This is a genomic window from Streptomyces sp. ISL-100, assembly GCF_018614615.1.
GTDB lineage: Bacteria > Actinomycetota > Actinomycetes > Streptomycetales > Streptomycetaceae > Streptomyces.
Window position 1 is genome coordinate 1 of record NZ_JAGGOK010000087.1, and the last position, 9,766, is coordinate 9,766.

The following is a 9,766-nucleotide window of genomic DNA, read 5'->3' on the forward strand; positions in this document are numbered from 1 at the left end:
GCTCCGCGAGTTCCGGAAGCATCGGCCCCAGAGCCCCGACCACCGGGCCTGGTCACATCCGGCGGCCGGGCCGGGTCGCGTTCGTAGCATGGCTCTGGCGTCTCGCCTGCGTTACCCATCCGCTCCTCCTGGGCCGTGCGCGATACCCGGACCGCCATCTGGGCACATCGACCTCGGGTGTGAGCGGGGCGGGTTACGGAACGCGGATACAACCGCCGTTGATGGCCTGGTGGAGCATCGCCTTGCGGGTGTTTGGTCCGTATTCGCCGTCCGCCGCGGTCCCGGCCTTTTGCTGGGTGCGGATGAGAGCGTCGCGGGTCTTTCCGCCGAAGTCGCCGTCTTCGACGAGGTTCTCGCCGTAGCAGAGGTTCATGGAGTGCTGGAGTTTCTGGACGGCGGGGCTGTTGGTGCCGCGCACCATGTTGCAGTTCACGGTGTTGCCGGCCTTGTACATCGGGACCCAGGCCCCGGCGTACGAGGCGACCCAGTCGCACGTGGGTGTGGCGGCGGCAGCCGAATTGAGGGGAGCGATGCCCAGGAGGCCACCCGTGATGAGTGCGGCTGCCAGCGTGGCGAAGTTTTTGCGCATGAGGAATCTCCTTGGGATCGATTGGGCTGGACGGTGGTCTCCCTGCGCGTCAGCCGACGAATGACTTGACCTGGTTGTAGACGGTGATGTCGGTGCGCAGTGCGCCGTGGCTCAGGCAGGCGGTCTGGGCGTTGGTGGCGCCGGTGAGGGCCACGCTGTTGTCGGGGTTGATCGTGCTGTCGCAAGCCGACCACCAGGTGGCGTAGCGGGATGCGCCGGGGGTCTCGTCACCGGAGTTGAGGGCGTTCAGGAAGCTGGATCCGGGGCGCATCTCCGTGCAGGACGCGCCGCCGCAGAAGTACGCGGTGTCGGTGCCGTGGTTGGGTCCGCCGAGGGAGATCCAGGCATCGACCTTGGTGTCGCCGCCTAGGTTCTTGAGGAAGTAGCGGGAGGACAGGCCGCCCATGGAGTGGGTCACGACGTCCACCTTGGTCGCGCCGGTCGCGGCGAGCACGCGGTCGATCTCCGCCGAGAGCTGGGAGGCGGTGGTGGCGTTGGACTGGCTGGTGCTGTACGTCCACTTGTCGAGGTGACTGGCCGGCCAGCCGTCGGTGGCGAACCGGCCGGCCATGGTGTCCCAGGTGGACCCGCTGGAGTTCCAGCCGTGGACGAAGACGATCGGATCGGGTGCCGCCGCGGCGGGCTGCGCGCCGGCCGGTGTCTGGAGTGAGAGGGCGGCGAGGAGGCCGGCGGCGAGTACGCCGCTGAGTGCGGCGCGAAATGAGATACGCATGGCGAGGCTCCGGATCTCGGGCGAGGGAAGGGGCATCGGGCGTGGCAACAGCGGGACGCGGCGGGTTGAGCGAAGGACGCCGTCCCGCGGGCACGCCCGGCACCGCGGCTCCACAGCGGGGCCGCGATACCGACCGAATGGGGTGGCGCAGCCAGTGCCGGACGACGCTGACGATCGCGCACACGCATCACGCCATCGCCGAGGCGCTCCGGACTGTGAGGCCCGGAGGCGCCGATCGGGTCAGGTCAGCCGTCCATGGTCAGGGCGCGTCGCAGTACTGGGCTTCCTTGCCGATGGAGCGGTACATGCAGTCCGCGTTCTCGACCAGTTGGAGTACGGCGTCGCGGTTGCGGCTGGTCTCGCGTTCGATCACCTCGTCGGGCGGGTAGAAACCTCCGCCGCCGAAGCCGGTCGGGTACAGCTCGAAGGTGTAGCCGAAGATCTTCTGGCTGCCCCACAGGTAGTCGTCGATCGACCCGTCGGTGATGTAGAGGTCGCTGGACTGTTCGGCGGTGTAGCCATTGCTGGCGGCCATCTTCTGGCCGACGCTCGCGAAGGCGTCCCGGTCGTCCTGGGTCATGCCGGTCGCGATGTTGGCCGTGGTGTACCCGTAGGGCCAGAGCACCAGCTCGCTGTACGTGTGGAAGTCGATGCCCGCCTTGATCTGCTGCTTCCCGCCCACGACGCGGCTGCGGACGAAATCGGCGACGACCTTCACCTCGGGAGCCGACTCGGGGGCGGCGCCCCGGTAGGTGTCGGAACTCTTGCTGCCGGAGGAGCCGCCGCAGCAGCCCCACTTGTAGTCCCAGTTGCGGTTCTCGTCCGTACCGACGTACGAGGAGCCGGCGTTGGGCTGCCGGTTCTTGCGCCAGCTCTTGTAGGAGCCGGTGGAGATGTCGTACTCGCCGCCGTCCGGGTTGAGGTCCGGGATGATCCAGATCTCCCGGCCGTTGACGGCGTTGGCGATGCGCGAGTCGCTCGCGTAGTCCTCACCGAACTCGCGGAGCAGATACAGCGCCATCTCGACGGTCAGGTGCTCGCGCGCGTGCTGATGGGCGGTGAAGAGGATCTCGGGCTCGTTCTCGTCGGTCGCGACGTTGTCGCTGATCTTGATCGCGACCATGTCCCGGCCCTCGTAGGACTTGCCGATGACCTTCTTGCTCATGATGCTCGGGTACTGGGCGATGCGCTGGTCGATCTCCGCCATCGCCTCGGCGTAGTTGTGGTACTTGGAGTCGGCCGACGGGAAGTCCATCGGCGCGATGGCGAGCCCGTCGGTACGGGCCGGCGGCCCGGGCAGCGCTTCGAGCTGGTAGCCGAGCGCGCGCAGCTTCTTGGCCTCCGCACCATCGGCACTGACGACGACCGAGCGGGCGTCCACCTCGTCGATCGAAACACCGGTGGCGGCGAGCGCGGTGCGGGCGGCGACGGTGGCGGGGCCGTGGATCTCGTACTGCCTGATGTCCTCGTCGACGGTCGCGGTGGACGGTCGGGAGGGGGGTGACGCGGTGGCGGCGGTGCTCAGTGGTGTGGCAACCGCGAGTGCCAGTAAGGCCGCGAGGGTCGCGGTCTTCCTGCTCCGGACGCGAAGTCGCATAGCTTCTCCTGGAATGTGGGGGGACGCCTGTTCAGGTGCTGGCCGGTGCGAGGGGAGCGGCCGACCAGGTCTCCCGGCGGGATCCGGGCCGGAGCGGGGGATGACAGGGCCCCCCGGCTCCGGCCCTGCGGAGGTCAGAACAGCGTGTAGAGAAGCCTGTTCGGGGATCCGGTCTTCGGGTCCTGGACCTTGCCGGTGGTGGCACCGTTCACCAGGGCGTCGCGGACCTGAGCAAGTGTCGCCGTCGGGTTGGCTGCCAGATAGAGGGCGGCGGCGCCGGCGGTGTGGGGTGCGGCCATGGAGGTGCCGCTGATGGTCTTGGTGGCGGTGTTGCTGTCCTTCCAGGCGCTGGTGATGCTCACGCCGGGAGCGAACAGGTCCAGGCAGGTGCCGTAATTGGAGAACGAGGCGCGCTTGTCGGCACTGTCGGTGGCCCCGACAGTGATCGCTTCGGCCACACGGGCGGGCGAGGTGTTGCAGGCGTTCTGCGGGTTGCCGAAGAAGTCGCCGTTGCCGGCCGCCAGGGAGTAGGTGACTCCGGAGGCGATGGAGTTCTTCACGGCGTTGTCGAGTGAGGTATTGGCGCCGCCGCCCAGGCTCATGTTGGCGACGGCCGGCTTGACGCCGTTGGAGGTGACCCAGTCGACACCGGCGATGACGCCGGAGTTGCTGCCGGAGCCCTGGCAGTTCAGGACTCGTACGCCGACGATCGCGGCGCCCTTGGCGACGCCGTAGGTGGTGCGGCGGCGGTACCCGCCACGTGGGTTCCGTGCCCGTTGCAGTCGTTGCCGTTCTGGCCGTCGCCGACCGTGTCGGTGCCGATGGTCGCCCGGCCGCCGAACTCGCCGTGACTGGTGCGCAGTCCGGTGTCGATGACGTACACGTGGACGTTGGAGGCGGTGGTGTTGTACGTGTACGTGCCGCTGAGGGGGAGGTTGCGCTGGTCGATCCGGTCGATGCCCCAGGTGGCGCCTGACTGGGTGGCGGTGACCGCGACCTGGGAGTCCTGCTCGACGTAGGCAACGCGAGGGTCGGCGGCCAGTCGCTTGGCCTGCGCCTGCGTCATCTGCGCGGAGAATCCGTTCAGGGCGGTGCGGTAGACGTGCGAGAGGCGGCCGTTGCCGCGGCGGGTCAGTTCGCCCGCGACCGCTTCGGTGGACTTGGTGCCGCCCTTGAAGACGACGATCCAGCTGTCGGGGATCGCGGTTTCGGCGGCGGCCAGGCGCAGGTCGCCCGACGGGGGTGTCGCACTGTGGGCCGGGGACCCGGCGAACTGTATGCCAGCCGTGAGCAGGACTGCGGGGATGAGCGCGCTCAATCGGCGTGTGAGGGGACGCATGTGGTGCACCAGACCTTTCGTTGACCGGATTACGGTCACGTACGGGCTGCATTGCTCCGCGCCCCTGGGTCGGGGGCGCGATGGGGCTGCGGGTGCGGTGGTGCTGGAGTGTGCGGCGAGGTAACAACGACCTTCGGGACCTGTCGCCCCCCCGGCTGTGGACCGACTCCGAAGTCGCCCCGCCCATGGGGAACGGCTTCCGAGCGCGGGGACCTCGTAGCCGCACCACAAGTATCAACAGGAGTTTCGGAGGCTGTTACCTCGCCGATTGGAAGTGTGCCCTCCGCCCGATGGGGCGTCAAGAGAGGTGTGTTGAAGCGGCGTTGGAGGCGCGTTTTCGTCGGACTGATCTGCGCGTATTCGGTGCGAAAGAGGGCGGAGTGCCTCTACTGGGTGCGCTCCAGGGACATCAGACCGCGGCGGTAGACCGAGGCCGCTTCGTCGGTACGCCCCCAACTGATCAACTGGTCGCCGAAGAGACGACAGGTCGTCGCGACTTCGAGGGTGGCACCGACAGCCTGGTAACGATCGATCGCCGAGCGGAACAGCGCCTCGGCGGTGGGCGCGTCTCCGAGGTCCACGGCAACGTGGGCGCCGATGCGGTCCAGTTCCGCAACCTGCTCTGGATCCTGATAGTCAAGGGCGAGGGCACGGCACTCTTCGACCAGAGTCGCGGCCTCCTCGGCCCGCCCGAGCCGGCGCAGCACCTCGGCCAGTTCTGCACTTGCGTTGACCAGGCGCGATATGGCTCCGGTATCACCGAGAATCGTACGAGCCTGACGCAGCTGGGTTTCGGCTTCGCTCAGCCGGCCCCGGCGCGCCGAGAGGAACCCATGGGCGAAGCGGCACATGCCCACCTCGGTAAGCAGCTGGAGGTGCTCGTACAGAGCGGTGGCGCGGACGATGCTCTGCTCCGCCTCGTCGTGTCTGGCCTGCGCGACCAGCACGCGATTGAGGTGGTAGTAGCCCTGCGCGAGGACCTCGGGCTCGCTCACCTCGGGCGCGAGCCTGAGCGCCGCGTCGGCGACTGCGCCGGCCCTGGTGAGATCCCCTTGCTCCACGTGAGGCAGTCCGCTGGCCGCGAGCAGCGCGAATTCCACTGCCGGCGCCGGCGCCGGACCGGCCTGTCGCAGATGCTCCGCGGCGTGGGCGAGCGCGTCGCCGATGAACCCGCCCGCGAACAGCGCCCACATCCGGCCCATCAACGCGGGAAGCCGGTCGGTCAAAGGCTGGCCGGCCAGGAAGGCGTCGGCCTCCTGGAACAGGACGTCAGCCGCCCCGGGATCTCCCCGGTGGCGGGCCACCAGCCCCAGTCCGCAGCGGCCCGCTGCCAGCAATGTCCGGTCGTGGTGCTCTTCCGCCTCGGCCGACAGCGCGCTGTAGGCCGCCGTCGCCCGCTCCAGCTCGCCTCGGGACAAGGCGATCCGCGCCTGGGCGGCCTCCTTCAGCAGCGCGCGGCGCCGACCGGGTGCGTATCCGTAGCAGAGGTCCTCGAAGTCCAGGCCGAGACGGGAGGCGAAGTAGCCGGCCGCCCGCGGTGAGGGGGTGCGCTTGCCGCCCTCGATCGAGGAGACGTAGGCGCGGGTGAACTCTATGCCGGCCAACTCGGCCTGTGTCACACCTCGTTGCGCACGCAGTCGCAGGATGTAAAGCCCGATCCCGGCCACGTAGGCGCCGGCGGGGAACGCGGTGTCGGACATGTCGGCAACTGTAGGGCATGCCGTCCCGTGGAAGGCCGGTCCCTGTTTCGGGGACCCCCGCCGGCCTGCGCGGGGAACCCCTGGTAGTGGTGTCGGAGCTTCAGTCCTTGAGGTCGGTGAGTATCTCCTTCACGGCGCGCTGGCCGGTGAAGACGGCGCCCTGGAGCCAGCCTTGCCATTCCTGGGTGGTGTGTTCGCCGGCGAAGTGGGCATTGCCTTCGCGCTCGGATTCGGCGCCGCCGAAGGCGGTGTTCTGGCCGACGCGGTAGTAGGAGTAGGAGCCCTTGGCCCACTTGTTGCCGACCCAGGCGTCGAGGGTGGCTTTGCCGTTCCACCTGGCCGTGATACCGGGGAGTACGGGCTCGATCTGGGTGAGGAAGGTGCGGGCAGCAGCTGAGGGGTCGGCGTCGATGAGAGCGGTAGCGGCCTCGGCCCCGGTGTAGTTGTTGAGGATGCCGGTCGTGCTGGCTTGGGCGCGGGTGACTTCCCAGGTGGACTGGTAGCCGGTGTCGGCGTAGCTGGAGCCGTTGGAGCCGTTCGCATACCAGGGGCGGTCGGTGAACTGCAGCTGCAGTTTGGTGTTGGAGCCCATGCCTTGTTGGGCGATGGCTGCAGTAGCGGGGACAGGATTTGAACCTGCGACCTCTGGGTTATGAGCCCAGCGAGCTACCGAGCTGCTCCACCCCGCGTCGGTTCACCCACGGTACGCCAGGCGGCAGGCGCTGGCGTCCGTGGTCTGCCGGGTGTCGGCTTCTACCCGGCGAAGCCGATGTTTTTGACGTACTCGTACTGGCCCCACTGGGAGCCGAGGTCGGGCAGGACATCGGCGGTCCAGGCGTCGTCCAGGCCTTGGTGGTCGCCGGCCGCCCAGGGCCCGACGATCTTGTCCCAGCGGCGCACGTTCATCGACCGGTGTTCCACCACGCGCTGGAGCGGGCGCGCCACGCCGGACTGGTCGAGGGGGTGGATCTCCACCCGGGTGCCGCGGCCGGAGCGGTTGAGGCGGGCGGTGAGGTGGCGGGCAACGTTGCGGCGCCGCACCGCCCTGTATGCGGCGTCGATGCGTTCCAGGTTGGCCTTCGACGGACGGCGTGTGCCCTGCGTCCATGCTTTCAGCGTCCGGTTGCTCACTGTCAATCCGGCGTCCTTGGCGGCCTGCCAGGTCCTGTCCGACGTCGTCAGGTAGTGCAGGCGGGCCATCAGGCCGCGCTTGGCGGTCACCGGGGTGGCGATACCGCCGGCGAGCCGGTCGAGCTGGCGGGCGACGGCGTCGCTGCCCCTGATGCCCCGGGCTCCGAACTTCCCGAAGTCGATGTTCTTCTCCGGCATTTACTGCTCCTGCCCCGTGCTGGCTTCGGCGCCGGTTCCGGCGGTGTACATGTCCTTGACCTTGACCTCGGTAACCCCGCGGCCTTCGGGGAAGACACGGCGCCAGTCTCCGATGACGTGGAGCTCGTCGGTTCCCATCGCCCGTACGACAGCCAGTCCCCCATCATGAGCCTTGAGCGCCTTCATCCAGAGGTTGGCGAAGGCCTGGGAGCGGATGATGTGCATCCAGTCCGGGCGGTAGAACTCCCGGTTGTAGTTCGACTCCCCCATCGTGGACACGAACTTGGAGTACATCGCCTTCACATACTCCAGCGTCAGCTCGTCGCCGTCTGCGAGCGCGGTGTCGCGGGCGTCCTTGAGTGCGATCCGGAACTTCTCCAGGAGGTTCTCGGTGGCGCCCGAGGTGTACGACTCGTGGATCTCGGGCGGCTCGCACAGGCGGTGCTTCGGGCCGGACAGGCGCAGCAGGAGGCGCAGGGTCGGTTCGGTGACCCACAGGGGTCCTGGTTCGTCGCGCTGGCCGATCGGGTTGGGCAGCACGGCGTCGTGTTGCCAGGCGGGCGGGGTGATCAGGTGGACTCCGGCGCGGCGCCGGTCGTGTGCGAAGCCCGTGGAGTGTTCCAGCTGGCCGAGCGGGAGGTGGGTCTTGAGGGCCGAGAGGTAGGCGCCGTTGATGTCGAGTGCGGTCACCTCGTGCCGGCCGGGCGGGAGTGCGGTGCGGGTCCATTTGGGGCGGGCCTCCCAGATGTGGTCGGCGCCCCTGGAAGTCTGCTTTCTGAGGATGTCGGGGATCCAGGGGTGGGCGATCACGTCGTAGCGGGCACCCTTGCGGGTCTCGTCCAGCAGGCGCATCGCGTCCGGGATGGCCCGCTTCAGCAACACGGCGCTCGCGGCTTCGACGTCGCCCTGGTGCTCGGCAAGCGCGGCGTGCACCGCCTCGTGGATCAAGTCGCCCGGCCCGGACGGCTCCTGGAACGCCCGCCCGCGCGAGGCCGCGCCTTTCCCGCCGGCCGGACGGGACGGGCGTGCTGTACGCGGCACTTGGGTCTGGGCAGATGGCGCGGCGGGCGAGGGCTTCGGGGTTTCTGCAGAGGTTGCCTGGCAGTCGGAGGGGTCCAGATGCTGAACGAACCCCGCCACGCGTTGTTTGGCCGGACGGCCGCACAGCACACACGGCTCGGGCACGGCGAGCAGCTCCACCTCGTCCTCGTCCTGGCCGAGTTCCGGCGAAGACGAAGAGGTGACGGCCGCCGCAGCAGTGCCTGACGCCACGGGCTGCTCCTCAGCCGGCACCGCCGCGGGCTCGGTCTCGGCCTCGGTGGCGAGCTTGGCGTTCAGCCCGTCCAGCAGGTATGCGTACTTAGTGCGGATCTCGCTGGCCGGGTCCCGGCCGCTCTCCCACCCGCTGAGGGTGGACGGGCTCACCCCGAGCGCACGGGCCACCTGCGCCTTGGACAGCCGGGCCCGCTCCCGCAGCTCGCGGCGCACCTGGCAGGGCGGGAGTTCGTCCTCCGGGCCGACGGCGTCGAGCAGCGAGTCGATCGCGTCGAAGTCGCTCACCGGCTCGTCCCCTTCGTCTCGGCCCGGACGGAACGGCGCCGGTCGGCGGGCAGCACCTCGCACGCTCTGGTCGGACCCGCCAGCAGGTCCAGCGCGCCGATGCCGTAGTGCTCGGCCAGGACATCGACGTCGCGCAGGCTCCACGAAATGGCGCCCGACTGACGGCGCGACACCTGCGTCTGTGTCAGTCCCAGCACCCCCGCAACCGACCGCTGCGAGTCACCCGTCACCTGCATCAACGCGGCCACCGTCAGCCGCAACGACTCCTCCAAGGCCAATCCCATACCCCCATCCTACCCGAGTTGATGCAACTTCCGCATTTAAATTAGCTATTTGCTATCATCAATGCATAGAAGCTTTACCATGCTCATGCGCGAGCTGAGGACCCTCACCAAGGCGATCTCTCGCCCAGGCCGGCAGGTCAGCGATTGGGCCCGCCTTGCTCACGCGGAATCCGGCGGGCCGCGCGCCGGGCGTCCCGCCTCGCCTGGCGCGCCTCTTCCACCGCCCGATCGGACAGGCACCGCGGGCAGACGAGGTCCAGGACACGGCGGCGCAGGGCCCGGCGCAGCCGGAGCCCGGGAGGTGGCGGCCACCCACGGCAGTGACGGTGCACCGTACGCGCACGGGTGCCCAGGAGCGCAGCGACCACAGAGGCGTTGCCGGCGTAGCTGGCCAGGAGGAAGGCCATCTGCGCCTGGTGGCCGGCCGGGAACCGTGTGGCGGATTCGGCCTGCTCTTCCGGGTGGAGGAAGGCATCGTGGCGCTCGCAGCGCGGCGCCTTCCTGTTGTTCCGGGCAATGCCCGGCGAGCTGAAGTTCATGACTTAAGGAGCCTGCCCGGGGCCGTCTGTGGACAGCGGGCGGCCTGGAGGCCTACGGCAGAACCAGAGGCCGAAGTGTGACGACGCAGCACAGTT

Annotated in this window: 8 protein-coding genes, 1 tRNA gene and 2 pseudogenes; all 11 read right to left on the minus strand. The window is 68.9% G+C overall.

The annotated features are described in order from the left end of the window. Nucleotides 1–193: 193 nt before the first annotated feature. Nucleotides 194–589: a peptidoglycan-binding protein gene (locus J7E89_RS33965; RefSeq protein WP_214979239.1), complete on the minus strand. Its 396-nt coding sequence runs from the start codon at nucleotides 587–589 to the stop codon at nucleotides 194–196. A gap of 49 nt (nucleotides 590–638) precedes the next feature. Further along, a complete protein-coding gene (locus tag J7E89_RS33970) occupies nucleotides 639–1,322 on the minus strand; it encodes a triacylglycerol lipase (RefSeq protein ID WP_214979241.1) in 684 nt (227 codons plus the stop codon). A 259-nt stretch (nucleotides 1,323–1,581) separates the two neighbouring features. Beyond that, nucleotides 1,582–2,919 (minus strand): M14 family metallopeptidase, encoded by a 1,338-nt coding sequence (locus J7E89_RS33975; RefSeq protein ID WP_214979243.1) that lies wholly within the window; start codon nucleotides 2,917–2,919, stop codon nucleotides 1,582–1,584. A 134-nt stretch (nucleotides 2,920–3,053) separates the two neighbouring features. Further along, a pseudogene (locus tag J7E89_RS33980) lies at nucleotides 3,054–4,267 on the minus strand (S8 family peptidase). 377 nt (nucleotides 4,268–4,644) lie between these two features. Then, nucleotides 4,645–5,958 carry a hypothetical protein gene (locus J7E89_RS33985; RefSeq protein ID WP_214979245.1) on the minus strand — a complete coding sequence of 438 codons (1,314 nt, stop codon included), beginning with the start codon at nucleotides 5,956–5,958 and terminating at the stop codon, nucleotides 4,645–4,647. A 100-nt stretch (nucleotides 5,959–6,058) separates the two neighbouring features. Further along, nucleotides 6,059–6,574: pseudogene (locus J7E89_RS33990) on the minus strand (flavin monoamine oxidase family protein); the annotation flags it as partial. Next, nucleotides 6,574–6,647: transfer RNA gene (locus tag J7E89_RS33995), tRNA-Met, on the minus strand. The pseudogene J7E89_RS33990 and the gene J7E89_RS33995, both read right to left, overlap by 1 nt. A 64-nt stretch (nucleotides 6,648–6,711) precedes the next feature. Continuing rightward, nucleotides 6,712–7,287: a transcriptional regulator gene (locus J7E89_RS34000; RefSeq protein WP_214979249.1), complete on the minus strand. Its 576-nt coding sequence runs from the start codon at nucleotides 7,285–7,287 to the stop codon at nucleotides 6,712–6,714. Then, nucleotides 7,288–8,847 carry a helix-turn-helix transcriptional regulator gene (locus tag J7E89_RS34005; protein ID WP_214979251.1) on the minus strand — a complete coding sequence of 520 codons (1,560 nt, stop codon included), beginning with the start codon at nucleotides 8,845–8,847 and terminating at the stop codon, nucleotides 7,288–7,290. Continuing rightward, a complete protein-coding gene (locus J7E89_RS34010) occupies nucleotides 8,844–9,131 on the minus strand; it encodes a helix-turn-helix domain-containing protein (protein ID WP_214979253.1) in 288 nt (95 codons plus the stop codon). Before J7E89_RS34010 ends, J7E89_RS34005 begins: the two co-directional genes overlap by 4 nt. A gap of 137 nt (nucleotides 9,132–9,268) precedes the next feature. Next, nucleotides 9,269–9,670 (minus strand): hypothetical protein, encoded by a 402-nt coding sequence (locus J7E89_RS34015; protein ID WP_214979254.1) that lies wholly within the window; start codon nucleotides 9,668–9,670, stop codon nucleotides 9,269–9,271. Nucleotides 9,671–9,766: the final 96 nt, after the last annotated feature.